The sequence below is a fragment of the Pseudomonas mucidolens genome (assembly GCF_900106045.1).
GTDB lineage: Bacteria > Pseudomonadota > Gammaproteobacteria > Pseudomonadales > Pseudomonadaceae > Aquipseudomonas > Aquipseudomonas mucidolens.
Genome location: NZ_LT629802.1, coordinates 938514 through 964202, shown reverse-complemented (window position 1 = coordinate 964202; position 25689 = coordinate 938514). Strand labels below are relative to the sequence as shown.

At 56.9% G+C, this 25689-nt stretch carries 22 protein-coding genes and 2 pseudogenes; 7 read left to right on the top strand and 17 right to left on the bottom strand.

Translation table 11 applies throughout. The features are described 5' to 3' along the window. Positions 1-85 precede the first annotated feature (85 nt). Positions 86-1480, top strand: a complete 1395-nt coding sequence (locus tag BLU75_RS04765) for an undecaprenyl-phosphate glucose phosphotransferase (protein ID WP_084380654.1) — start codon at positions 86-88, stop codon at positions 1478-1480. Positions 1481-1654: 174 nt separating this feature from the next. On the opposite strand, the gene BLU75_RS04760 is transcribed toward BLU75_RS04765, so the two are convergent. The 6 genes from BLU75_RS04760 to galE all read right to left on the bottom strand — a co-directional run bounded on the left by BLU75_RS04760 (position 1655) and on the right by galE (position 7873). Then, entirely contained in the window at positions 1655-3733 is a 2079-nt protein-coding gene (locus BLU75_RS04760) for a YjbH domain-containing protein (protein ID WP_090221380.1), read from the bottom strand. Then, positions 3730-4491 (bottom strand): capsule biosynthesis GfcC family protein, encoded by a 762-nt coding sequence (locus tag BLU75_RS04755; protein WP_084380656.1) that lies wholly within the window; start codon positions 4489-4491, stop codon positions 3730-3732. The genes BLU75_RS04760 and BLU75_RS04755 overlap by 4 nt, the downstream gene beginning before the upstream one ends. After that, entirely contained in the window at positions 4488-5150 is a 663-nt protein-coding gene (locus BLU75_RS04750) for a YjbF family lipoprotein (RefSeq protein WP_084380658.1), read from the bottom strand. Before BLU75_RS04750 ends, BLU75_RS04755 begins: the two co-directional genes overlap by 4 nt. Positions 5151-5164: 14 nt before the next feature. Continuing rightward, positions 5165-6280: a polysaccharide biosynthesis/export family protein gene (locus tag BLU75_RS04745; protein ID WP_231982611.1), complete on the bottom strand. Its 1116-nt coding sequence runs from the start codon at positions 6278-6280 to the stop codon at positions 5165-5167. An 85-nt stretch (positions 6281-6365) separates the two neighbouring features. Beyond that, a complete protein-coding gene (locus tag BLU75_RS04740) occupies positions 6366-6602 on the bottom strand; it encodes a hypothetical protein (protein WP_084380660.1) in 237 nt (78 codons plus the stop codon). 254 nt (positions 6603-6856) lie between these two features. Further along, a complete protein-coding gene (galE, locus tag BLU75_RS04735) occupies positions 6857-7873 on the bottom strand; it encodes a UDP-glucose 4-epimerase GalE (protein WP_084380662.1) in 1017 nt (338 codons plus the stop codon). A gap of 390 nt (positions 7874-8263) precedes the next feature. Between galE and galU the strand changes: the two genes are divergently transcribed. Together galU and BLU75_RS04725 are read left to right on the top strand one after the other, a co-directional pair. Next, complete coding sequence (gene galU / locus BLU75_RS04730; RefSeq protein ID WP_084380664.1) at positions 8264-9097, top strand: UTP--glucose-1-phosphate uridylyltransferase GalU; 834 nt, start codon at positions 8264-8266, stop codon at positions 9095-9097. Between the two features lie 69 nt (positions 9098-9166). Then, positions 9167-9616 (top strand): phosphohexomutase domain-containing protein, encoded by a 450-nt coding sequence (locus BLU75_RS04725; protein ID WP_084380666.1) that lies wholly within the window; start codon positions 9167-9169, stop codon positions 9614-9616. A 195-nt stretch (positions 9617-9811) separates the two neighbouring features. Here BLU75_RS04725 and BLU75_RS04720 read toward each other — a convergent pair whose 3' ends face one another. Genes BLU75_RS04720 through BLU75_RS04685 form a run of 8 tightly spaced genes read right to left on the bottom strand, consistent with a single transcriptional unit; the run spans position 9812 to position 19330 of the window. Next, positions 9812-10996: an SGNH/GDSL hydrolase family protein gene (locus tag BLU75_RS04720; protein ID WP_084380668.1), complete on the bottom strand. Its 1185-nt coding sequence runs from the start codon at positions 10994-10996 to the stop codon at positions 9812-9814. Between the two features lie 27 nt (positions 10997-11023). After that, entirely contained in the window at positions 11024-12058 is a 1035-nt protein-coding gene (locus BLU75_RS04715) for an acyltransferase family protein (protein WP_084380670.1), read from the bottom strand. Between the two features lie 12 nt (positions 12059-12070). Next, a complete protein-coding gene (locus tag BLU75_RS04710; protein ID WP_090221379.1) occupies positions 12071-13174 on the bottom strand; it encodes a hypothetical protein in 1104 nt (367 codons plus the stop codon). Next, positions 13174-14394, bottom strand: a complete 1221-nt coding sequence (locus BLU75_RS04705) for an MATE family efflux transporter (protein ID WP_084381487.1) — start codon at positions 14392-14394, stop codon at positions 13174-13176. Before BLU75_RS04705 ends, BLU75_RS04710 begins: the two co-directional genes overlap by 1 nt. Continuing rightward, the gene (locus BLU75_RS04700; protein WP_084381488.1) at positions 14391-15503 is read right to left on the bottom strand and encodes a polysaccharide pyruvyl transferase family protein; all 1113 of its coding nucleotides are present in this window, start codon (positions 15501-15503) and stop codon (positions 14391-14393) included. The genes BLU75_RS04705 and BLU75_RS04700 overlap by 4 nt, the downstream gene beginning before the upstream one ends. Then, positions 15500-16600, bottom strand: a complete 1101-nt coding sequence (locus BLU75_RS04695) for a glycosyltransferase (protein ID WP_084381489.1) — start codon at positions 16598-16600, stop codon at positions 15500-15502. Before BLU75_RS04695 ends, BLU75_RS04700 begins: the two co-directional genes overlap by 4 nt. A 39-nt stretch (positions 16601-16639) precedes the next feature. Continuing rightward, positions 16640-18850 (bottom strand): polysaccharide biosynthesis tyrosine autokinase, encoded by a 2211-nt coding sequence (locus BLU75_RS04690; protein ID WP_090221378.1) that lies wholly within the window; start codon positions 18848-18850, stop codon positions 16640-16642. A gap of 39 nt (positions 18851-18889) precedes the next feature. Further along, on the bottom strand, positions 18890-19330 hold the full coding sequence (locus BLU75_RS04685; protein WP_084381491.1) for a low molecular weight protein-tyrosine-phosphatase: 441 nt from the start codon (positions 19328-19330) through the stop codon (positions 18890-18892). 299 nt (positions 19331-19629) lie between these two features. Between BLU75_RS04685 and BLU75_RS04680 the strand changes: the two genes are divergently transcribed. Then, a complete protein-coding gene (locus BLU75_RS04680; RefSeq protein ID WP_084381492.1) occupies positions 19630-20595 on the top strand; it encodes a glycosyl hydrolase family 5 in 966 nt (321 codons plus the stop codon). 211 nt (positions 20596-20806) lie between these two features. Then, positions 20807-21733, top strand: a complete 927-nt coding sequence (gene tal, locus BLU75_RS04675; protein ID WP_084381493.1) for a transaldolase — start codon at positions 20807-20809, stop codon at positions 21731-21733. A gap of 123 nt (positions 21734-21856) precedes the next feature. On the opposite strand, the gene rssC is transcribed toward tal, so the two are convergent. Both rssC and rssB read right to left on the bottom strand, forming a co-directional pair. Then, positions 21857-22339 carry an anti-sigma factor antagonist RssC gene (rssC, locus tag BLU75_RS04670; protein WP_084381494.1) on the bottom strand — a complete coding sequence of 161 codons (483 nt, stop codon included), beginning with the start codon at positions 22337-22339 and terminating at the stop codon, positions 21857-21859. After that, positions 22339-23520 carry a two-component system response regulator RssB gene (gene rssB, locus BLU75_RS04665; protein WP_084381495.1) on the bottom strand — a complete coding sequence of 394 codons (1182 nt, stop codon included), beginning with the start codon at positions 23518-23520 and terminating at the stop codon, positions 22339-22341. Before rssB ends, rssC begins: the two co-directional genes overlap by 1 nt. A gap of 277 nt (positions 23521-23797) precedes the next feature. Here rssB and BLU75_RS04660 point away from each other — a divergent pair. Beyond that, positions 23798-24093 (top strand): annotated as a pseudogene (locus BLU75_RS04660) (PilZ domain-containing protein). 60 nt (positions 24094-24153) lie between these two features. Here the strand turns inward: BLU75_RS04660 and BLU75_RS04655 are convergent. Beyond that, entirely contained in the window at positions 24154-24840 is a 687-nt protein-coding gene (locus BLU75_RS04655) for an MlaA family lipoprotein (RefSeq protein ID WP_084381496.1), read from the bottom strand. A gap of 197 nt (positions 24841-25037) precedes the next feature. On the opposite strand from BLU75_RS04655, the pseudogene BLU75_RS04650 reads away from it, so the two are divergent. Further along, a pseudogene (locus BLU75_RS04650) lies at positions 25038-25651 on the top strand (HAD family phosphatase). Positions 25652-25689: the final 38 nt, after the last annotated feature.

Sequence of the window (25689 nt, the reverse complement as noted above, 5' to 3'; positions counted from 1 at the left end):
CATTAGTTAAAACAATAACAAATCCGGCTTAAACAACTCGCGTCTCGACTGCCGATATTTGGATGGATGTCTTAGGGGATATCGCATGGAAAGTACGCTTCGTATCAATCGCAATACCGGCCTGAAGGGACTTACCTTTTGGGGTCAATGGGCACTGGCGCAGGCCTTTGCCGTGACATTGCTGTTCATACTCGCCGAGCGGCAGACCGGAACGGTCGAGTTCTATTACCGTGTGTGCGCTGCATTGACGGTACTGGCTTCGGTTCCGGCCTATACGTTCAGCGGTGTATACAGAAAACGAGACAGTTACCTGACGGGACTGGGACGGTTGTTCATGGGTTGGTCCATGACGATGGCTGCGCTGGCCTGCATGGCATTTATCTGTAAAGCCGATGCACTGTTTTCCCGCCAGGTGATTCTCAACTGGGCGGTCTTCGGGTTTCTCGGACAGGCGCTGCTGTATGCGCCCTTGCACGGATTTTCCAAGTACTATCAACGGTCGCGAAAAAGCGAGCATAGAACGCTGATCGTCGGCACGGGCGAGCTTGCACTTGGCCTGGCCAAGAAACTGAGCAGTCTCGAAAATTTACCCTTGGTCGGCTTGGTCAGCACCGGCGCCGTAGCCCCACTGGCGCCAGGCGCCCCACGCATCGCGGGTGCACAGGAAGATCTGCTGGAGCTGATCGGCATCCATGATATCCGACGCTTATACATCACCCTGCCGCTAAGTGAAGCAGCAAAAATCGAAGCCATGTATGTCGACTTGCTCGACGCCAACGTCGACGTGGTGTGGGTGCCGGACTTGAACAGCCTGACGCTGCTCAATCACTCGGTGAGAGTCGTGGACGGTCTGCCGGCGATCTATTTGAATGAAAGCCCATTGACCAGCCAGCCCACCGCCGCACTGAGCAAAAGTCTGCTGGAAAAAAGCGTGGCGCTGCTGGCAATCATCCTGCTGAGCCCGGTACTGGCGCTTATTGCGCTGTCCGTCAAACTCAACTCACCCGGCCCGATCCTCTTCAAACAGGACCGTCATGGTTGGAATGGCAAGGTGATCCAGGTCTGGAAGTTCCGCTCGATGCGCGTGCACGATGACCATGAGGTCAAGCAGGCCAGCCGCAACGACTCGCGCATTACCGCCGTCGGACGCTTTATCCGCCGCACCTCGCTCGATGAGCTGCCGCAACTGTTCAACGTGCTGCAAGGGCATATGGCCCTGGTCGGCCCGAGGCCTCACGCTATTGCCCATAACAACTACTACTCGGGGAAAATTCTTGCCTACATGGCACGCCACCGAATCAAACCGGGCATTACCGGCCTGGCGCAAATCAACGGTTGCCGCGGCGAGACCGACACCCTCGACAAGATGCAGAAACGCGTCGAGATCGACCTTAAGTACATCAATAACTGGTCATTGTGGCTGGATCTCAAAATACTGCTGAAAACGCCCTTTACCTTGCTCTCGAAGGACATTTATTGATGGCTTGAGCAGCGAAGGCGCACTGCCGCAAGGGGACGAGAGTCCCCTTTTTCGTGGCTGTGATTCAGGGTATCGACGGGACCAGGTGGGCGCAAAAGATCCTGCGCATCGCGGGCAATGCTGATCACCAAAGATGTGATCTACAGGGCGGCTGGCCCTGTAGATCGACAACCTTTACTCAGTGATCTTCTCGAAGTTGCGGTAGAACATGTCGTTGTCGCGGCTATCGGTCATCGAATGCAACTGGAAGCTGCGATTGAGTCGTGCGCCACCGTCCCGTGTCAGGGGCGCCCAGACCAGGTTGGCGCGGCGCATGGTCGACATGCTCATCAATTCGTCGAACGGGATGGAGAGGTATAGGCCTTTGTCGAAACTACCTTCGCCATATTCGGCGCCGCTGGCAGTGGTCACCGACGCCCAGGCACCAAACCGCACACCGTTGGAAAACTCTCGCGAAAGATCGATCGTAGTCCCCCAATCCCCTGCCAGATAGCGTCCGACACTGACCGCTGCGAGCGTGTCGAAGGGCAAGTCCGTATAGCCGGTGATGTGGCCTGTGACGACCGAGTAATCGCGCAGTCCAAAGCCTTGGTCGAATTCGCGCTGACGCACGTAGTTCAGATCCGCCCCGACCGACCAGCGCTGGCCCTCCGGCCGAAACAGCACCTCGCCCCCCACCCCGGCAAACATCGACTCCAAATAGCCGCCGTAGACCATGCCATACAGGTCTTTGTCCAACTGTTCGGCGTGACTGAACTGGAACAGCGGCATGGTGACTTCGGACGTTGTCAGGTACTTACGCAAATCCGTGCGAACTCGAGGCAAGCCACTGGGTGCGTCGTAATCAAAGTCGTCAAAGTTGTTCAGCAGATTGGCACTGAGCATGCCGCTCCACCAGGTATTGCGGTTGAAACGATACTCGGCGTCCGCGTCGGCACTGAACTGATAGAGGAAGCCGTCAGGGCCGCCGACGTTCTGTTTGAAGCCCAGTCCCATGCCGTAGCTGAAGGGGTCGCGGGCTTCGGTATAGAGGGTCTTCTCGTTGTGCGGCATCGCCGGATTGATCTCGGTGGTGCGGTGCAACGTTTGCAACGGCTCTTCGTTATTGAGCACCTCGCGAAAGGTGTTGCGAGGCACGCTGGTTTCTTCCAACGGGAGGTCGTAGCGCTTGTTCACCAACGTGAACCAGTCGATATCCTCGTTGACACTGTTGTCCAGAATCCGGCTAGCTCGACCCACCGCCTTGGCCGAATGAAAATACCGACCCTGCTCACCGTAGACAATTAACTCGGGACCACGCTGGCTGATGCGCTCGACCTTGTAGCCGGCGTTTTGCTGCAGGCGCCGGGACACATCCGGCCAATCGACCTGCCCCATTGCGGTGGTTGGCGCCTTGACCGGCAGCGGCTCCGCCGGCGGATCAAAGGACTTGGCCGGTGCCTTGCGGCTGGCGAAGTTGGTGTGAAAGGTGAGGCCGAACATCGCGGTGTTGCCCCGCTCCCAGGCCGCGCTGATATCCATCGAGTCGGTGACTTTAAACACCGCGCCGAGGTTGATCGGTGAATCCTGTTTAATCAGGCTGTCACTGGGCTCGTTTGTATAGTCGTTGCCTTCGTACTCGAGTTTCAGGCTGAGCCGGTCCCAGGGCGTCTGGTAGGTCACGCCGCCGAACAACGAAGGCCGCCCGCGAAAGTAGGCGCCAGCGTTGACATCACCGGTACCTTCCATGTCTGGCCGGGTCTCGAAGCGATCGTCGACCCACCCCGCCGGGTTGTCGAAATCGCCGCGATTACCCAAGTAACCCCAGGCGATGCCGGCACTGAAATCAAAATTGTCATAACGCTTGCTGGCCACCAGGAACTCACTGGAAAACAGGCCTGTACCGCCGACGTCTCGAAACCCCAACGCCACATCCGGCGTCCAGTGGGTTTCTTTCCACAGGCGGACCTTGAGGTCGACCGCCTTATCCTTGTAGCTCTGGCTGCCGCTCAAGGATTCCGGGCCGTAGCGGCGGTCGGTGATTGAGGTGTAGCGAAACGCGCCTTCCAGCCAGTCGAACGGCTGTAGCGCCACGCTATAACGACTATAGGGCTCGGTCCGGTTGGCATTCACGCTCAACTCTCCGGCCGGGGACATTCTGGCGGTGGGCGTCTGCAACAAGCCCACACCACCGAAATCATTCTGAGTTAAACGCGGCTCTGCATGAGCAAAACCACAGGGCAATAACAATACGGCTGCAAAACGTAATTTCAATGAACCACCTCAGCCAGCTGCGTGGCAAGAAATTCGGCCAACTGCTGATTCAGTTCAGGAATAGGCGGATCAAGATCATCATTTTTGATCGGCACCAGTATCTTGCTGCCAGCGGCAGGCACTTGCCCGCTCTCACGATTCCACGGCGCTATGCCGACCTGCCGGGTAACGCCATTGGGTTGGATCAGCCACAGGTAATCGGCCTCGGCGTCGGCCAGTGTCGCGCACCCTTGCAGATACTCCCGGGCCTCCTGCAACGCGACGAAAGGTAATCGGCACGGTTCGACAACGGCGCCGAGCACTTCAACCTCGTCGACGCGTAACGGATAGATGAGGTGATCGCCGTCATCCAACCGAACATTGCGGGCGAACCCGACCTCGATGGCAACCGGGTCCAGAACCGTGACCTGGCGCCCGGTGACCGGCATGTCATTGATTTGTTCGTACAGACGCATTGCCAGGTTTGCCCGGCTGGGTCTGTCGAAAATCAACGCTGTACGCTGCAACACCTGTAAATCGAACAGCACCCCGATTTTCAGCCGAGTCTGCTTTTCCACTAATGACTGGCGCAGCAACGCGGCTGCCAGCCAATAGCTTTCGGCATTGGGCACCGCGACGCTGATCACGTCCGACAACCGTCCGCCTGGCGGCAGATCAACCGGCCCCGGGCTGAGCACATCGCCACTGACGGTGACCGCTGCCTGGCTGACGCTGCTGATCAACAGTAGGCACGCCGTCAGAAACGCTAGCCGCTTCAACGGGCAAACCTGCGCTCAGGGGTCAGTTGGACAATCTTGACCCGCAGTCGAGTAGTCAATTGCTGCTCGCTCTGCACAATAAAACCGTCCACCGGGTCCACCCAGTAATGATTAGTCGCACGCAGGCCAATGGCCGGGGCGTCGATGTGCTCATCGACACGTAGCACGGCATATTCCTTGTCGAGGATGTCGAGGGTTTCCATGGCTTTGCGGGAGAAGCGGCTGTTCAACGTCACACCCACCTCACTGCCTTGGTAAAGATCAATCCAGCGCTGGCTGGTGTAGCCATCAGGCAGCGTGTGCAGGCCTTGCTTGAAAGGCGAGGCCGCAGCGAGCCGCGTGCCGTCCAGGTCACCTTCGAAACCCAGGCCGACGGTGCGTACCGCGAGCCCGTCGCGCAGCAGCAGCACCTGCTTGCCGGACGCGACCCAAAACTGCAGGTCGCCCCGCTCACGCACCATCGCCAACACCCCGGAGCCGGTGGGCGTGGTCAATGTGAGCTGGGGAAAGTTAACCTGCGCCACCTGGGCCGCAGTCACTTGCACATCATCGGGTCCACCCACCGCCGCTTTGAAGTTGGTCAAAGAGGCGTTCATCAGCGGGTTACATCCACACAACAAGGCCGCTATCACGCAGACGCAAAGTTTCAACGTTCTCACAATCAGACCAGGCCTTATTTATTACTGCTGCTGGCATCATTCAGGTTCTTCGCTGCCGAAGCCCCCGCCCCGAGGATGGCTGCCGACGGCACCAGTTGGCTGATGAAACGGTTCCAGCGCGTCACATTGGCCGGGCCCACATAGACAATGTCCTGGGGACGTACATCGAAATGCGTGGCCAACGCCATGGCGGTCGGCGATTCGGCTTGCAGTTGATAGATTTTCGCCGGCTCCACATCAAGGTTCTCAACGCCCCTGATGACGTAGACCGCGTTGCCGTTCGAGGTGGTCTGGCTCAACCCACCCACCGAGCCCAGTACGTCAGACAGGTTCATGGTGGCGGTTTTGAACGTCAGCGCGCGCGGCTGATTGACTTCGCCCATGACGTAGATGCGCTTGTTATCGTTGTAGGGCAAATACAACTGATCGCCACCTTTGAGGTAGACGTTCTGCAATTCGGAATCCTGCTGATTGAGGACGTCGAGGTTCAGCGGATACACCCGCCCGCCGCGCGTCAGCAGCAAGCCGGACAAATCCGCATTGAGCGGGTCGATACCGGCAGAACCGAGGGCTTCGACCAGACTCAGCGGGTTGGTGGAAATCGGTTGCGGACCGGCCTTCGATACCGCACCCGACACCACCACCTTCTGGCTGGCGAAACGCAACATGGCGACATCCACTTGCGGGTCCGCGATAAAGGCCGACAACCTTGAGGCGATGTCCGAACGCAGTTGCTGGATGGTTTTACCAGCAGCCTGGACTTCTCCGATATAGGGGTAATACAAGGTGCCATCGGAACGCACCAGGCGCCCGTTGGCATCGATCTGCTGCTGCGCACCGGAAGGCGCCGTCAGCTCGGGGTGGTCCCAGACCGTGATGTACAAGACATCATTGTTGCCGATGCGATATTCCGCAGGCGCCGCCAGCAGTTCCGCGGGCAGCGATGCGCGTTTTTGCGTGGCCCTGTCCATCGCGATGAGCTTGGGGGTGATCGGGATCAACTCGACGCGACTGCTTTCACCGGCCCCTTGGCGCGTGATATCGCTGGTACTCAGGTGTTGCCCCGGAGAAAACATACAACCTTGCAAAGCGATACTTGCCAGCATCAAAAAAGGAAAACTACGAGTCATAATGGCACTACGCTATTCAAGGGCAAATCTAAACAAGATCACCCGACTTTCATCGGGCGACCTTGTATTACACCTACAGGGTTTCTCAGTTACTGGTGCCGGTAGTACCGGTAGTACCTGTGGTCCCGGTTGTACCGCCGTTGGCGTTGCCGCCACTGTTGGAAGCCGCCACTGCACCCGCTACCATTGCCGTACTGGCCGCAGGAGCTTGTGAAGCTGCCACGCTGCCGACGACATTGGTTGCCAGTGTCAGCGGTGTTTCCGCTGCGGACGCCCAGTTGCCAAACATCGACAACAGGGCAATTGCCATCACTTTTTTCATATCAACTCCTTTTCTAACGTTCGGGCCTGTTAAAAAACAGGTACTCGGTTAGAGGTGGAAAGTTCAAGTCGCAAAAAGTGCGAACAAGATCCGTTTTTCATTCACAGTCAAACCTGACGAATAAATGTCGAACGGCAGGGTTTATATCTACGGATTTGCCGGATGCATTGCCAGCCGAATTTCCCGACGATAATTAACGTTCCAGCCGATTTATAACATTCAGTACAGTCGCTGCGAGCACAATGGCAGCGCCCTTATCCGTGGTAGCCCTTCGGGTGGTTCGATTGCCAGCGCCAGGTGTCTGTCATCATTTGCTGCAAACTGCGCGTGGCCCTCCAGCCGAGTTCACGGGCGGCCTTGGAAGGGTCTGCCCAACTCTCGGCGACGTCACCCGAGCGGCGCGGCATTACCCGATACGGCACCGGCCGACCTGAGGCCTGCTCGAACGCGCGCAGCACCTGCAACACGCTGTAGCCATCGCCCGTGCCGAGATTCCAGATATTGATACCCGTGCGTTGCGAGATCGACTGCAACGCCTTCAGATGCCCGTCCGCCAGATCCACAACGTGGATATAGTCACGCACACCGGTGCCATCCACCGTAGGGTAATCGTCACCGAAGATCGACAGCTCTTGCAGACTGCCAACCGCTACCTGACTGATGTAAGGCACCAGGTTATTCGGTATGCCGTTGGGGTCCTCACCCAGATGACCGCTGTCATGCGCACCGATCGGATTGAAGTAGCGTAACAGGGCGATGCTCCAGCGCGGCTCCGCCGCACACAGCTCGCGTAGCAGGTTTTCGACGATCAGCTTGGATTGGCCGTAGGGATTGGTGGGGCTGCCAGTAGGCAGGTCTTCGCTGATCGGCATCTGCTCCGGCGTGCCGTAGACCGTGGCCGATGAACTGAACACCAGGCGAAACACACCCGCGGCAGTCATCGCCTGACACAGTGTGAGGCTGCCACCGACATTCGCTTCGTAATACTCAAGCGGCTTGCGCACGCTCTCGCCAACCGCCTTGAGCCCGGCGAAATGCAGGACCGCATCAATGGCATGTTGCTGGAAAATCCGGTCCAGCAACGCTCTGTCGCACACATCCCCGTGAATCATCTGCGCACTTTTACCGCAGATAGCCTCCACGGCGTGCAACGCAGCGTCGGAGCTGTTGCAAAGATTGTCCAGCACCACCACGTCAAAACCCGCTTCAAGCAGCGCAAGTGTGGTGTGCGAGCCGATGTACCCGGTGCCACCCGTTACCAGAATCTTCATAGCGCGGTCCATAGTAGGATCAAGGGCTTAATAAGCTGTGCAGCGCCCAGCACTAGAGGTGCGTAAAAAAATACCGCACAGAGCACCAGGCACGATAACAACAAGCAGTACCGTTAGTTCAACTGCCGCCGATAAATATTCGGGCCAGGCAAGCGTACTAGCGGGTACTTATTTAGCACTATGAAACGCTCACCACTATCAACGGATACCGACGAAAAATAACTAACATGGCACAGACTGACAACTCATAACATTCGACTGTTATACAGCTGACACTAATTGCCATTAACAACCCATCTCAGGTATTAAAGTAGTCGTTTAGTAAAACTTATCATCTTTGCTTATTGCCCACCTCAAGTTACCCGTGATTCGTGACTACCAGGATAAATTATGATTCGTAAATGTTTGTTCCCCGCCGCTGGCTATGGCACGCGTTTCCTGCCGGCCACCAAAGCGATGCCCAAGGAGATGCTGCCGATCGTCAACAAGCCGTTGATTCAGTACGCCGTAGAAGAAGCACGGGACGCCGGCCTGCAACACATGGCAATCGTGACCGGGCGAGGCAAACGCGCACTGGAAGATCACTTTGACATCAGCTATGAGCTGGAGCATCAGATTCGCGGCACCGAAAAGGAGAAATTCCTCGCAGGGACCCGCGAGCTGATCGAAACCTGCACCTTCTCCTATACCCGACAGATCGAGATGAAGGGTTTGGGCCACGCGATTCTCAGCGGTCGTCCGTTGATCGGTGATGAACCTTTCGCCGTGGTGCTCGCGGATGACTTGTGCCTGAATCTGCAAGGAGATGGCGTACTGGCGCAAATGATCCAGCTCTACAAGAAGTACCGCTGCTCGATCGTGGCCATTCAAGAAGTCCCCCGTGATCAGACACACAAGTACGGCGTGATCGCTGGCGAGATGATTTCCGAAGGCGTCTACCGGGTCAACAACATGGTTGAAAAGCCCAGCCCGGAGGACGCGCCGTCCAATCTGGCAATCATCGGCCGGTACATTCTGACACCCGATATCTTTGATCTGATCGCCGATACCCAGCCCGGCAAAGGGGGCGAGATCCAGATTACCGACGCCCTGATGAAGCAGGCGCAGGCTGGTTTCGTGCTGGCCTACAAGTTCGAAGGCCTACGCTTCGATTGCGGCGGCGCGGAAGGCTACGTCGAGGCGACCAACTTTTGTTACGAGCACCTCTACCTCAACGGCCTTTAACCAGGGCGCCACCTCAGCACATTACGCACACGACACAACCGTCGCCAATCGTCATTCAGGCAGACCACTATGAACATTGCAAAACGCTCGGCAGACATTGAACGGCAGATGGGTAACGTCGGAGTGATGGCCTGGTTGTCACTGTATCCGTCGTTACCCTCCCCCGTCGGGGCCTGGCTGGGTTCCACACTGATGGTTGAACGGATCGGGCTGTTTCCCTCCTCCGGAGAAATCCGTCGACCGGTGCTCGACCCTGCCTCCCTTCTCACCCATCTAAAATCGCTGTACAGCCAACAGGCGCTGGATATTGACGAACGCGACGGGCTGAAGGTGATTTTCAGCGATTGGCGATTTCGCGCGCGTATGCACGGCAGCGATCCCGCCATCATCATCACGGTGGAAACCCGCTGTGACCCACTGTTGATGCCCCTCAAAACCGCGGAGTTGCTGAGCCAGTTGGAGCACTTCGAGAAAGGCATGTGTAGCGGTATCCCGCAGCAAACTGAAGAGCTGTTTTGAGCTGAAGTTCTACACAACTTTCAGAAACTGACGAACTTCCCTGTGGCGAGCGGGCTTGTCCCGCGTTGGACTGCGAAGCAGCCTCGAAACCAGCCGCCACGGAGTATCTGATACACCGCATTCGGCTTACTGGGGCTGCTTCGCAGCCCAGCGCGGGACAAGCCCGCTCGCCACAACAGCCTTATCTACTTGGAGTTAATTGCGCTTCTCAAGGCCATTACCTTGTCGCACCGCGCCGCAGGTGTCCTGCGGCGAAACCGCATCATTCCCACCGACAATCAGGCGATAAAGGTAATCCGCGATCACCCGCCCTCCCGAGCCGGGGATAGGGTGAATGCTGTCCGGGCCGATCATCGGCGCGGCGCCATCGCTGGCGTAGCGTTTGAAGTCGAGACCGAACGCGCACTGCATATCGGCGTAACCCAGGTGTTCCATGCGTGCCCACGGCTCCAGAACCCGCGCGTAAGCCGACATCGGATAAGCACTCGAGCGCGTAGTGTCCTGACGCAGGATCAGGTTGATACTCGCCGCAGGCTGAATCTCACGCACCATCCGCACCAGACCTTGAATGTTGCGCAGATACTGCTCAGGTTTCACGCCAAACCCCTGGTCATTGCCACCCAACATGATCAGGTACATGTCCGCAGGAATCTTCGACACCACTGCTTTCCACTGCGTCTGCCACTGATCATCGCTGTTGTAGAAATCTGCAGATGCCGCGCCGGATGCCGCGAGCTTGGACACCCTGACCCCCTCTTCGTGATTGCTCAACCACAGGCCGAACAGGGTTGGCGCACCTTTGACCACCTCAAGCCGGAACGCCCACTCGGCGGTGTCAGGCGCGCCGGACAACAGCACTTCCTGGACGCCTGAGCCCCCGATCTGCAATGAATGCCACCGCCCAGAAGCCGTCCAACGGTAGCGCACCTGATTAGCTTCTCCGTCCCCCAGGTAGAGTAACTTCGCCTGGGCAATGCTCGTATCAACAGCGGCTGTCGGACTGGCATCTATCTCCAGATAAGCACCGGGACGGCCTCTGATTGTGCGGCTGTCGGGGCTCGCCTGGCCAAGACGGGACACCGCCCAATCACCGCCGAAATACTTCTCGCTGCTTCGGGTGTATTTGTAATGGGTACCGCCGAGCGCCGCGCCGTGGTTGAATCCGATATAGCCTGGCCCGGCAAACCCCGTCGCTTTAGTGAGCCGCTGGACGAGCCTGTTCAGATAAAAATCTTGCCCGGCACTGTAGCTGTCACCGATCACCGAGATGGCTAGCACCTTCCCCGACGTTCCTGCGCGCCATTGCTCAAACCGTTCACGAGCATCACCGACCTCGATCACCGAAGCCGGCGCGTGAGGTACGTCATCGATTGCGAACATGTGTCACTTCCTTTATCCGAGCAATCATCAGGATTGCGATACAGCAACGGCGGCCGGTGCTTTTCTACGGGCTGCCCGCTCCCCCAGAAACAGCGTCGACGTGAGGGCAAAGCGGCTGAAAATACTCGACAGCAGCACCGGCCCCAGCAAACCACAGGCCACGCCACTGAGTACCAGGACCATTTCATCGTTGACGCCCAGGCGCCCCAGCGCAAATCGCGAAGTGGCGGCAAACAACACGTGAAACAGGAAAATCGCGTAGGAATATCCACCGAGCCAGATCAACCCTTGCACCCGCATGTTGCTCGACAGCAGCGCCACGCACGACACGCATCCCACCACCAACCCGACCAGGCTTCGGCGATCGACAATCAACTCGCGATCCACCGCTGCCACATACAGCAGCGCCAAGGATATCAACATGAATACCAGCGGCCCGATCACCTTGAGTGATTGCCTTATCGCGTTGACCTTTTCATGGCCAATCATGCCCATCACAAAAAACGGCAGCAGATAGATCGCTCCATTGATGCCAAACGCATCTACCGCAAAGGGCGGCAGCAGAAACACCAGCGCCGCGAACGCCAGCAACAGGTACAAGCGCCTCGCTGTCTGCAACAGGCCCCGCCACTCCAGCAGGCCGACAAATACAAAGATGATGAACACCGCCTGTAAAAACCAGAAGTGATTGACCGGCACATAGAACGACAGCAATGCATCGACCAGTCCCACGTCCTTGTTCACCCCGGGCCCAATCGCCTGCAGCACCGAAAACGGAATCCCCACGCAAAACAACGGCACGATCAACCGCCTGACCTTGCCGACAAAATAAGCGGAGAAGTCATTCCCCCTGATTTTGTAGATGGAATAGATGTAGCCCGAAATAAACGTGAACAACGGCATGCGCACATAAACCATGGAGTCAGCGATCACCCGCAAAGGCGAGCCCAGGTCTATTTTCAAACCGCCGCCCAAAGGACCTATCACGTGATAAAGCACCAGCAACAGGCAGGCAAGTCCCCGTAGGGTCTCGATCTCCAGCGACTTTTTATTGCTCGACATAAAGCACCCGCCTCAGTTCAGGATTCTCGATTCAACCAACTCAGGCTTCTTGGCGCGCATCTGCAACCCCAGGCCCAGGAACAGCACCGGCACGACCATGGAAAAATGTCGGGCAAAGGAGCCGAAGTCGGGCTCGAACAAACCCTGCACCAGCAAAAAAGACAGAGGAATGGCGATCAGCTCTTTGACTTTGGGTGGGATGTGCACGCCCTTGTAGTCGCTGGACGTGATCATTTTGAACATCAGCAACGAGGTCATCATCATCAGCACCACAAAGATGATCTGGCCGAGACCGGAGAGCAGAATCAACTCCACAGGAAACGACAGGCGGAAGAAGATAATCAGCGAATCAAGCGCCTGCGACACGAAGTCACCACCATTGAGCCAGGAAACAATCAGCGACTTGGACCCCTCCTCGCCCGCCGTGCGCAACTCATTGTTGCTGGCGCGAATCGATGACACCGAATAACCGGCCACCAGTTGAATCGCCGTGGCGATTGCCAGGTAGAACACAAACAGCATCAGGAAAAAGGTCAGTCGAGACACGTACTTCTTCATGAAGCACACGCCGATCCAGACCAGCGAAAACAAGATCCAGTAAGGCCGGATCAATACGCCGTAGATCAGCGCGGAGAAGAAAAATCCGCCGCGGTACCGCCTGGAAAACGAGAACAGCAAAATAGAAATCATCGCTACCGAGACAATGATTTCCTTGGTCAGGTTTTCCAGGAAAAACGACCGCACCACGCCCCACAAGCACAGGGTCAGAAAAATCGTCAGCGGCATGCGCCTGAAAATAAACACCGGGATGGCTGTCAGGAACAGGTTGCACGCCATCCCGTACGCCCAGGCATTGGTCAGATTGATGCCGGTGGGTCGCAGTAGATAGGCCGAGCATTCGTAGGAAGACCGGTCTGGTGAGAAGGGATTCCAGAAGTTGCAGTTGTCAGCACGCGCGTAGGACGACCACAACGTCATGGCATCGGGCCCCGGATCGCGGTGCATCAGAAGCGGCATGGCGACAGAAAGAAACAGGCCACTGAACAGAATCAGAAACGAGATCGACGAATCGAGCTTTCTGCCGCGAAACTCGATGGAAGGTAATCTGAACCCCATTACAGCGTCACCTTCGCTCGGGAAAACCGGGTCAGCAAGGCGATAGCGCCGAGCTGTACGGTGATCGAAAAGACGTTCCCCCATGCCGCACCATAAATGGAATGATGCTTGATCAGCATGTAACTGACCGGCAGGGAAACCAGCAGGCAGATGGCCGCGCTAATGAGTGACAGCCGACTGTTCTTCGATGCGATAAGACCGCCCCAGACGATGTCGCCGACAGCACGCAGGGCAAAGGAAAAAATCAGTACGCCGAGAATGGCGTTATCCGGACGCGGCACCGTGGTACCGACATAATCCAGCGCGACATTGAAGAACAGATAAATCATCAACGCCACAACACCTGACACCACCAGGGAACGCATCACCCACTGATTCATGAACAATTGCCGGATGCTCAGCGCTTGTTGCTGGTTCTGATAGCGCTTGGCAAGTACCGGGATGCCCACTACCGCAACCACGGCGTAGGAAAGCGCTTGCAAGGTGTTGGCTGCTGACCAAGCGTAAACGTACTTGCCCAGACTCGCGTAGGGCTCGATGTCGAGAATCAGGAAGCGCTCGGTGTATTGGCTCAATGCGATCAAGCCAGTCCCCAGATAAAACGGTAATCCGGCTTTCCAGACCGAGGCCGTGGTGAGGGAACCTGTCGCCCGCCCACGGTGAACGTTCACCACAATCAGGTAGCCGGCAACAATCACCAGCACATTGGCCGCCACCCATAACCACAGCACACTGGCGATGCTCGATACCCAGCCCGACAACAGCCCGCCCAACGCCAACAGCGCCCAGAGCCCGGTTTTGACAAAATAGAGAATCGCGCCCCACGTGGCTCTCTGGGCAGAGAACACAAACGAATTTATTTCAAAGGACAGGTGCTCGGTGAGCAGCAACAGTGCCACGCAAGCCACCAGTGCGGCACTCGCCTCGACCGCCTGGAACAACGAATAGACCGCCACCGTCGCCACCGACAACAAGATCCCCACGGCCAGGTACAGCAACAGGACCTTATCCACCACCCATCGCGAACTGTCACCCACGCTGATCAGCCGATTGATTTCGGAACTGAACCCCACGCTGTAGAACTTCGACGCAATCAAAGACGCGGCCATCACCACGCCGTAAAACCCCAACGCCTCATACCCTAGATAATGGGTGATGGCCAACACCAGCAGAAACTTCGCGCCTAAAGCTCCGCCCCGGAGCAATAGCCGGAATATCATCGCACGATGCCCTTGATGATCGAGTCCATGACCAGCGTCTTGGCCTCAATCTCCTTGCAGGTATCCGTCAACTGCTTGCCAAATCGGGACAACGCATTCGGTGCGTAAACCGTGTCAATGATGCTGTCGACATTGATCTCGCCGCCATTGATCACCCAGTCTTCCACACCCATGTCCTGATAGGCGCCAAAGCCCTTGCGCTCATAACTGATGTGGTACGCCGGAACGCCCGCCAGCAGCGATTCGATGGCCCCGTGCAACCTGACGGAAATGACCACGTCTGGCTGATATTTGGCGAGGGTCGCCTTCAGTGACAACAGCTCCTCGGTAATGCCCAGTTCTCGATAGAACGCGCCGTCATCATTGCCGCGCACAGCGCTTTGCACCGCGCAGACGACTTTGCTCTTGTTCTTCAGGCGCTGCAGCAGGCGCTTCAAGTTAGCCACGTAAGCGACTTTCTTCTCCTTGCTCCACGCTGGCGGTTTGCGCAGCACCACGCAGACCACCGCCGGCGAAGAGGCACAACGGGTGAACTTGGGTTGCAGGAGAATCTTGCTGGCCAATGCCTGCACCGCGAGGTCAGGCACGCGGTAGACATTTTCATGGGTCGCGAAAATCTCCGACGACCTGTTGTCCCGGACAAACACCGCGTCGGCATTCGCGTAGTGCCCGACGATCTTGCTGCTTTCACCGTGAAAGGGACCGATGCTCTGCGGCAGATACACCGAAGGCACCTTGCTGAGGATCGCCGTTTCCAGTTGCTTGGCATGCCCCAGTTTCAACTTGATGTGTTCAAACGCGCTTTTGGAGCGCATATAGCCGCCGCCTACCCCGACGATCAAGTCGCTTGAACGCAAAAGATTCGCAAGGCCGGTGTAGGACTGATCAAGAAACAGCGCCTGCCTGACCCGCCCCAACCCCTTGGCCGCCATCACCGGCGCGTCATAGCGTTTGTAAGGCAAGTAGCTGAATGATTGCGGATCCGAGGCCACGACGTTGATCGAGGTATCCGCGCCAAAGTTTCGCAGCACCAGGGCGATTGCCAAATCCACGAGAAGGCCATCACCGGAGTTGGAGGCGCTGTAGCCATGCAAAATAGTTACGTTCATGAGCTGAGTTCTACTTGATAAGAGGGAGCGGAATACACGTCGTAGGTTTGCCTGATCATTAACGTGGCACTGAATCGCTCGCGGACTATCTTGCGGCCTTCGGCACCGAGTGCCAGCAACCCGGGCTTCTCGATATTCGCCAACAACTCGGTCAGGGCCTGGTGGTCCCCGGTGGGGAAGATGTAGCCGGTCACACCATGGGTGACCAACTCGGGCAACGAGGTGCAGTCACTGGCAATCACCGGTAGCCCCATGGCCATGCCTTCCAGAGGCACCATGGCAAAGCCCTCCCACCGACTGGGGACGATCAGCGCATCCGCGGCCTGATAAAGCGCGTTCACTTCGGCCGGCGTCACCCACGGCACGTACTCGACTGCGTCTAACACCGGGCGGTCTACGGCGTCTTCGATGACCGCACTGCCAACCACGGTCAGTTTCAGATCAGTGCGCTGCACCCCGGCAAACGCCTTGAGCAACACGTCAAAGCCCTTCTGATAGTCGAGTCGCCCCACAAAAAGCAGATGGACGGGCCCCGGCCCACTGCTTGCAGGCACATCGTCCTTGTGGTGGATACCGTTGTAGATCAAGGTCATGCGATGGCGATCAATACCAAACGTCGCGGCGGTGTCCAGCTCGTATTGGCTGACGCAAATGATCACATCCGTGACTTTCTGCAACAGCCGCTCAATCAGCGAATAGACCTTCTGTTTGGCCGGCGAACTTTCCATCAAAAACGAAAAGGCATGGGGGCAGTAAATAATCCTCGGCGAACGCCACGGTTTCAGGAGCACGCACACGCAACGGCCAATGACCCCGGAAAAGGTGCTGTGCAAGTGCACCACATCAGGTTTTTCCTTGAAAATCACACGGGTCAGGTTCCAGGCGAATCGCAGCAACGACAGTGCGTCCCGCTTGGTTCTGACGAAGGTTCTGATCTGTCGCTCATCGATGCCCTGCAGTTCTTTTTTCTGGTCGAGCGGGATCAGATAGACCAGTTCATAGTTCGATGCTTCGCCCTGAGGTGGCGCCGATATCGTCCGAATAACGGTAGCGACACCGCCTTTAATCGTTTCGGCCACGTGCAGTACTTTTTTCACAATCCACCCATTTCCATGCAGGTAATGCCCCTCTTCGAATCAAGATTTGTCGGAGGCATACTCGTAGTTGTAACCGCCATTGCCGTAGTAGCTCGCTGCACGTTTCTCGACACCATTGAACACCGCACCCTTCAACTGAATACCGTTCTGGGCGAATCGACGAATCGTCAACTCGATCTCTTTGGCGGGGTTCACGCCGAAGCGCGTAACGATCAGGCTGATCGCCGCATCACGGCCGACGATAGCCGCGTCGGTCACGGCCAGGAGTGGTGGCGTGTCAATGATCACCACGTCATACAGGTCGCTGAGTTGCGCGAGCAGCTCACGGAAGTTCGCATGCATCAACAGCTCTGACGGGTTAGGCGGGACCTGTCCGCGACTGATGAAATGCAGCTTATCAATCTCGGCTTCATGGATGCCCTGCTCGAGGCTGCAGCGCTTGACCAGTAGGTCCGACAAGCCATTGGTGATGGGCGTATTGAGCGTCTTGTGCAAATGCCCCTTGCGCATATCGGCATCGATCAGTACCACCCGCTGCCCACTTTGCGCCATGACTGCGGCGAGGTTGGACGAGACGAAGGTTTTACCTACCTGGGGGCTTGGGCCGGAAATCATGATCCGGTTGTTGGTCGAATCCAGTCCCGCGAAGTGCAGGCAGGTACGCAAACTACGGATGGACTCGATAGACAGGTCTGTCGGGTTCCGTAGAGCCAACAGAAAAGCCTGCCGGCCCGACTCGTCACTCAAGCGCAGTTTTTTACTGTCCTCTTCCTGTTGCAGCGCGCTGTAGGGAATCGACGCATACACCGGCAACCCGAGTTGCTCGATGGCCTCCGGCCCCTCCAGGCCTCGACTCAAGGATTTACGCAGGAGTACCAGGGCGACGCCGACAAACGCGCCGAGGAAAGTCGCAATCAGCACGATCAGGGCTTTGCGCGGTTTGACCGGCGTGGTCTTGTCGACATCCGCCGTGTCGATCAGACGCACATTGCCCACCGCCCCGGCCCTGACGATGTCCAGCTCCTGGGACTTGTTCAGCAACTGCGTGTAGATCTGCGACGCCACTTCCACGTCGCGGGTCAGGTTGAGCAACTCCTGCTGCGTGGCGGGCAGATCTTGAACCTTGCTCTCCAGGCTCTGCTGCTGGCGAGTCAATTCCCCGATCTGCGTCATCAGGGCCCGATAGGCCGGATGCTGCTTGGTGAACTTACGATCAAGCTCCGCTTGTTGCAGCTTCAAGTCGGAAATACGCGTGTCCAGGCCGACAATCTGCTCCAGCACCGATTGGGTTTCGAGGGAAATATTGACGGTCTTGCCGCGGGTCTGATAACCGTTGAGCGCATCGCTGGCCTTGATCAGATCGTTTTTGACTTGCGGCAGCTGGGCTTGCAGGAATTCCAGGCTTTGCGCCGCTTCGGCCGACGTGCGCTCCACGTTTTGCTGTACATATAACGTGGAAACCTTATCCAGAATCTTCACCGCCTGGACGTAGTCAGGGCTGGCCAACGCCAGACGGATGATGCCCGACTCCTTGCCTTGCTCGGAAACATCCAGCGCTTCCTGATAATCAAGGATGGTGACAATGCGCGGATTGCGCACCACTTCAAAACGGGTACCGGGATTGGCCGCCAGCGTGGCGATCAGCCCTTCGATGCCATTTTGCCGAAACCCTTCACCGACAACGCCGTCCACCAACAGGTTGTCGTTGTCATCAAAAAGCTGGAATCGATGCTGTTCGGCGGCCACCAGCGTGAGTTTCCTGCCCAGCAACTCTTCAGGCAGATTGAGCTGTGCGATGTCCAGGTGCTCACCGCCCCAGGCGTAGCTGTTCAGGCCAAAAAGCGCGGTGGCGACAGAATTGCCCTTATAGCGTCGGGCGAGAAAACCGCCGATCAGCGGGAAGGTGTTGGGCGTGACTTCGATATCAAGGTGTAAATCATCGACGGTTTTGCCAATGACTGCGCGAGACTTGATGATGCCGATCTCGGTGACCGACGGAGATTGTCCATTGAGCATGCTGTTGAGGTCGGAGAAACCGAGCATGTCGTTCTTTTTCGGTTCGACCTGGACCAATGCGTTCGCCAGATACACCGGCGTCGACAAAACCGAATAGGCCACGCCGCTCACCATAAATACACCGGTGCACGCGCCTATCAACCATTTCCGATCAATTAAACTGCCTAATATACCGAGAAGATCAATATCATCTCGATCGTTATCCCGAGTGCCGACTAGTGACGGTAACTGCATAAGTGGGTTCTTACCCTTTACTGATCTGAAAAGTATTCATCAATGCCCGAGGCGCTGCGCCCATGAGCAAACAGCCGCTTCAATCAATGCATGAGCATGAATAAAAGCTGCTTTTCCTTGACGATAGGGATCCTGTATTTCTCGATCACTTTGCCACTTGCCGAGAAGAAACACTTTCCCCCTGGCGTGCGATGCAATCTTCAGCACTTGGTTCACATGCTCTTTTTCCATGACCAGAACCAGGTCCGACTCATTAACAATGTCCGGGGTTATTTGCCGCGCTGTAAAGGCTTGCGCGCTATGCCCATGTTCTTCCAGAACCTGGCGTGCCGCCGGTTCCATGGACTCGCCAACGCGAGCGCCGAGACCTGCGGAGGTGACTGCAATGGTTGAGGATGCCAGCGCATTACGCAGCAGTATTTCTGCTGTCGGACTTCGGCAAATGTTGCCTACGCAGACGACAAGGATATTTCTGAACAAGGCAACGCTTCCCGTGTCATGTCGAATCGACCAATACGTAGCGGGGATTTGAGTGAACCCGCGGGTTCATTTCGCACTCAGAAACGAATCAGCCTTGTAAATACAAGCGTATTTAGTACCACGACACTTAAAAACCACCCAACTAGAATAACCGGACCAAAAATAACGCCGGGTTTCTAACATTGACGACCTGACAAAAAATAACATTCGCGCACTTCGAAACTTAACCACGCATCGAACTAATAACATCACACCTGTCTGTTCATCGTTATAGATAGATCGATTTGAGGAAGCCCGACATGCACTCATCACGTTTCAAACGACTTGCCGTTTCAACCCTGCTCATGCTCGGTGCAGGCAGTCAGGCTCACGCCAGCGAACTGTTCCCCGCGCTGACCAGCAACAAAAACATCGGAGTCCAGGTCAAGATCCAGAACTTCAGCGCCACCGACGCCAGACAGATCAAAGCGACAGGGTTTGGATTCGTGCGTTTTGGCGTGTGGACCAACAACCTGACTGGCCCGGCGTATCAGAAGCAGATCAGTGATGCGTTTGCCGCCGCCAAGTCCGCAGAATTGCCGGTACTGATGACCGTTCGCTCAACCAAGGCACTGACGGCTACACCCGGCGACCCCGGCGAACTGGCGACCGCCGGCGAACAGTTCGCCAACGCGGTGTTCGCCCTGGAACAGTCCTACGGCACGCAACTGGTTGCCATTGAAATATGGAACGAGCCGGACCTGGAAAAATACTGGCCAACCCGCGACTTCGAAACCACCTTCGTTCCGTTCATGAGCGCCGTGTGCCATACGCTGCAGCAAAAAGCGCCAAGCACACCGCTGATCGGCTTTGGCTTCGCCAGGGCGCCGAGCGCGGGCAGCGCGTCTACAGTCGCGCTGAACAAGCTGGTCAGTGATTACCCCAAATGCCTGAGCGCGATTTCTTATCACCCCTATGGCATGTCCGCCGCCAAGATCGAGAATGCCCAAGCATTCATTCAGCGAAACTTCCATCTCCCGGGGGTTATCAGCGAATGGGGCGTGCCCTCGCTCGACTCCAACGGCGGGATCCACGGGCAAGCCGGCAAAATAAGCACGTTCATCTCCGATGTGAAAAAACTCAATATCCCGCTGACGTCCCTGTATGAATGGAAGAACAGTGATTCAGGCGGGAATGATCGAGAACGCAATTTTGGCCTGTTGACGTCCGAAGGTCAGTCGAAGCCGGCGGAAACGTCCGCCAGGACACTGCTCACCCGACCGTAGGCGTGACTCGATACCGGGGCACCGAAGTATCTATGCTCAGTTGCTTTGAACCTGTGCCTCGATTTGGCATCGTATTTAGCGACACCGGGTCTCGCCATTCAAACGTCCGTTTTGCAGATGTTGCCGCTGGGCCCGTTGATACGCGCATGCACCCTTGAGCGTCTATCAGCCCTCGGGTAATGTCATCAGACCCATAGGACAGAGCACGCCCATGACTTCCAAGCTGGAACAACTCAAGCAATTCACCACTGTGGTTGCCGATACCGGTGACTTTTCAACACTCGCCAAGCTCAAGCCGCAGGATGCCACCACTAACCCTTCCCTGCTGCTCAAGGCCGCCTCGATGCCAGGTTATGCAAAGCTGCTGGATGAGTGCGTCACCGACTGCAACGGCGATGTAGGCCTGGCCAGTGACCGTTTTTCGGTGGCTGTGGGCCAAGAGATCCTCAAAGTGATTCCCGGGCGCATCTCCACCGAAGTGGATGCGCGCCTGTCGTTCGATACCGATGCCATGCTCAAGCGTGCTCATCGCCTGATTGACCTGTACGAAAAAGCGGGCATCGGCCGCGATCGCGTACTGATCAAGATTGCTTCCACTTGGGAAGGCATCCGTGCCGCCGAACAGCTGGAAAAAGAAGGTATCCAGACCAATCTGACCCTGCTGTTCTCCTTCGCCCAGGCCGTGGCGTGCGCTGAAGCGGGTGTATTCCTGATTTCGCCGTTCGTAGGCCGCATCTATGACTGGTACAAGAAATCCAGCGGCAACGACTACACCGGCACCGATGATCCGGGCGTACAGTCGGTCACGCGCATCTACAACTACTACAAGGCCAACGGCTACAAGACCGTGGTGATGGGGGCGAGCTTCCGCAACCTGAGCCAGATCGAAGAACTGGCTGGCTGTGATCGCCTGACCATCAGCCCGGACTTGCTGGAGAAACTCGCTGCGGATGAAGGCAAGCTGGAACGCAAGCTGTCGCCAGGCCACGCAGGCGAAGCGCGTGTGCATATGACTGAAGCGCAGTTCCGTTGGGCATCCAACGAGGACGCGATGGCGACCGAGAAGCTGGCTGAAGGCATCCGTCAGTTTGCTCGGGACCAGGAAAAGCTTGAGGCGCTGTTGACCGCCAAGCTGTAACGCAGGCGACGACAAATTAAGGGCGGTACCTGTGAGGGTACCGCCCTTATTTGTGCTGAAAATCTGTGGTGAATGGTCTGGCGCTATCGCGAGCAAGCCCGCTCCCAGAATAACCGCGTGGCATCAGTGACGTTCGAGGGCATTGACCAGATCGCGGAAGGCTTCGCGATTAGACTCGTTCAAGCTCATCAGGATCTTGTGCGCTTCGAGCACCTTGATCCGCACCACTTCCTCGGATTGATCCTGGGATGGCAGGTCAGTCAGACATTCCGGGCAGGGAATCGGGCGATCCACGATGTTGAACACCTGATCAAAGCCCATCGACTGCAGCAGACGCGTGATGTCGTCATGGGTGGTCACAACGGTGGGCAGCAGCCCGACCTTCTGCCGCGAAAGAATAGACAACTTGGCCAAAAGCCCAAGGGTGGTGCTGTCGATGCTGCGGGTTTCGGTCAGATCGATCACGATCGCCGAGAAGTTCAGGGCCGTGAAAATCCGCTCAATCGTTGCATCCAGCGCCGAACACAAGGTCAGGCGCACTTCACCGACAAATTTCAGGACAAAAGTCCCGTCTTGCTCGGCGAACTGGATTCTTCCGGTACTCATCAAAGATTCCTGCTCAACACCAATAGGGCGATATCATCCGGCATCTCCCCTAGCGTGGCCAATCCAAAAACCTGGCGCAAGCCGTCCAGGCTGCCGCCCGCCGACCTGACCCGTTGGGGTAAGGCGGCTTCTTTCTCTTTGAGTGTAGGCTCTGATAAAAGGTCCAGGATGCCATCGGACATCAGCGTCAAACTGAAGGTCGGCGGCAGTTCCAGGATATGGTCTTCGTAGGTGGCCTCATTGAATAAGCCCACCGGCAAACCACGCCCTTCCAGATAACGCACACTGTCGGGAGTGTATAAAACCGGCAATGGCAGATGACCGCCAATACTGTAGGTCAAGAGCCCGGTTTCTTCATCGATCACGCCCCCCACCATCGTCACGTGCTTGCCCAGCTTACAACTGATCAGGCCACGGTTGATGTGACCCAGCACTTGCGAAGGCGTGAACTCCGGCAAGGTGCCGTTGCGCTTGGATTCGAACAGCAGTCGCGTGGTCATGAACTTCAACAACACCGTCACAAATGCCGAAGAGGCACCGTGGCCGGAGACATCGGCCAGGTAGAACGCAACCCGCCGCTCGTCAACGCGAAAATAGTCGACAAAATCCCCAGACAAGTACAGCGACGGAATGATCTGGTGGGCGAACTGGAACTCGTCGGTGGTCCAGGGACTGACCGGCAGCATGTTCATCTGCACCTGGCGACCGGCGTTCTGGTCTTCCTGGAGCAGGTTCAGGCTAGCTTCGAGTTCACGGTTGGCGGTTTCCAGCTTCTCGCGGTAACGCTGGTTTTCCACCAGCAGGCGCGCCCGGTCCAAGGCCCGGCGCACCGAATGTTCCAGCACGGCCAGGTCTTCCAGCGGTTTGATCAGATAATCCGCAGCACCCAGGCGCAGGGCTTCCACGGCGTCGTTCATCACGCCCGCGCCGGACACGACAATCACCGGGGTCTGCGGGGCGAGGTCCGTCACTTGGCGGATCAGCTCAAGGCCGCCCATCTGAGGCATGCGCAGATCGCAGATCACCAGGTCGGGCTTGTCGCGCTCGAACACCTGAAGACCCTGAAGACCATTGCTGGCCTGCAGGACGCTGAAGCCACTGTCTTCCAAATAGGCCGCGAGGCTCGCGCGCACTACTTCGTCGTCATCGATTAACAGCAGCGTGGCACTGGTTTTTTGCATGTGGGCAAACGGCGCCAGAATTAGGTTGGCGTAGGCAGCTCGACAAAGGCCGGACTCACACTACTGGATTCGCTTTCTAGCCTCTCTGTCCTACAAAACATGAGCTTTTAACCCACGCACAAAGGTAAAACAGAGGTGCCCTTCTAAGGCGCAGACGGTACTCCCATCCGTCAGGGGTTTCAAGCTCATGCCGATGGTGGCCGGGCGTCTTTACATCGCAAATCACCGGGAGTTATAAGAACAGACAGAACCACAACTCAATGGAAGGATGAAACCTATGAGCGGAAATGAGCGTGGCTATGCGCAAAAGCGCGATTTCATCCGCATGCGTGTAGATGCTGACGTCTCATTGATCCATGCCGAGCAGAACGTCGCAGGCGTGTGCGTAACCTTTCCAGCGCCGGCATACAGGTTCAGGCTCAACATCCGTTCAAGGTAGGCGACACCTCGAAGGTGCGCATCGAGTCGGAGCATGCCGCCCTCAAAGGTCTGGAAGCCGACACTCAGGTGGTATGGGTCCGGGATGAGGACGACGGCAAACACGTGGGACTGAAAATCCTCAAGATGCACTGAAATCAATGCATACAAAAAAGGCGACCCCGAAGGTCGCCTTTTTCATTCAAGGCATGCGCCTTAAAAGTCGTCCACCACCTGGCCGTCTTTTACCTTGAACTCGCGGTTCTGCAGGTAGGCATTACGGATAAACGTGTATTTGTCGCCGCTGATCATCTTCTCGGCCGACAGCAAGCTGGCGCGGGTATCGACGATGTCCAGCCCCATGGCGCTGTTGCGCGATGGGATATCGTTCATGTAGCGATACGGTTTGGTGAAGCTGTCGACGTACTTGGACGGCGCGTCACGCAGGGTGCTTGGCCCCAGCAACGGCAGCATCACGTAGGGACCACTGCCCACGCCCCAGTAGCCGAGGGTCTGGCCGAAGTCTTCGTCACTGCGCTGCAGTCCCATTTTGGTGCCGACATCAATCAACCCCAACACCCCGAACGTGGTGTTGACCAGCAAACGAGCGGTATCAACGCCCGCCGCATGGGGCTTGAGTTGCAGCACATTGTTCGCCAAGTTGCCAACGTCCCCGATGTTGCGGAAGAAGTTGTGGATACCGTCTTCGACAAATTGCGGGGTCACGAATTGGTAGCCCTGCGCCAGCGGCTTGAGCGCATACGTATCAAGGGTATCGTTGAAGGTAAAGATCGGACGGTTGATGCTTTCCCATGGATCTTCTTCCGCCGCCTGAGCTGCGAAAGGCACCAGCAGGAAGCTGGCACACACCGATAGCTGAGCAAGACACTGGCTCCAACGCATAGCTTGAACTCCTTGAATAGTTTGTCACGGGCGCTATGCCCTGAATTAGGTCGTCAGTATATGACGGAAGTGACGGATTAGGCAGCCCGAAGGAAACTTCCCTCGGAAAATGTACAATTCCCCTACAACTACAATAGCGTGTCATCTACCTGTCATCGGGCTTCGATAGCGTCATAGCTATTTTCAGGGACGTCGAAATGCCCCACGCCGAAACCCTTGCCGACATTACCCCATCGCTGACTGCCGTACTGTTTGGCCTGAGTGGCTGCCTGGTGGATTTCGGTTCCCTGGCTCGCTCCGACACCGTTCCCAACAGCGAAGCACAAGCGACTCCCGGCGCGCTGAAGATCTTGCAATCCCTGGAAGCACAAGGTGTTCCCTGTGCCTGGCTCGACGAACTGCCCCTCAACGTGACCCGCGCGCTGGCTGGCGAACTGCCGAGCTGGATCAAGGCCGCTACCCCCGCCAGCATTCGCTGGCCAGCCCCCCCCACGCCTGCTGGCAAGCCCTGATGGAGCTCAATATCGAGCAGTTGGAAGGCTGTGTGCTGGTCAGCGGTGAACCGCGACTGTTGCAATCAGGATTGAATGCCGGGCTCTGGACTATCGGCCTGGCGTCATGCGGCTCTTTATGCGGACTCTCGCCTACCCAATGGCAGGCGCTGAGCGAACAGCAGCGCGAATACAAAAGAGGCAAGGCAACCGTCGCACTGTACGGACTGGGTGTGCATTCGGTGATCGATCATCTGGGCGAACTGGGCACCTGCCTGGAAGATATCAACCTGCGTCGGCTCAAGGGCGAAAAACCCTGATCAAGATCATGCACAGTGCGGGCGACTGGATTAATCTA